General features: G+C 50.0%; 1 protein-coding gene. It reads left to right on the top strand.

The window, feature by feature from the left end; genetic code table 11:
• Nucleotides 1-216: DUF2634 domain-containing protein (locus FS628_RS31710; protein WP_222125337.1), on the top strand; the 216-nt coding region annotated here is incomplete at its 5' end.
• Nucleotides 217-258: the final 42 nt, after the last annotated feature.

The raw sequence follows: 258 nt of genomic DNA on the forward strand, positions 1-258 counted from the left end.
GGGATGGAATGGTGCTGGGAAGGAATGGGGGGGAGATGGATGGTTGAATCTGAAGTGGAACGGTGGATTGGGGAAGGGTTGGTTCGAGATGATGGGATTTCGGATGTAAGGGAGTTGGAGTTTGTGGAGGAGGGTGAGGGGGTAGGTGTTTGTTTTAGGGTGGAAAGGGATTTTGGGAGGTTGAGGGAAGAGAGGGAGGTGAAGATGAATGTATGATGAGCAGAGGTTTGAAGTCATTTTAAAGCGAATGCTGGACAG

The sequence above is a fragment of the Paenibacillus xylanexedens genome (assembly GCF_007676705.1).
Lineage (GTDB): Bacteria > Bacillota > Bacilli > Paenibacillales > Paenibacillaceae > Paenibacillus > Paenibacillus xylanexedens_C.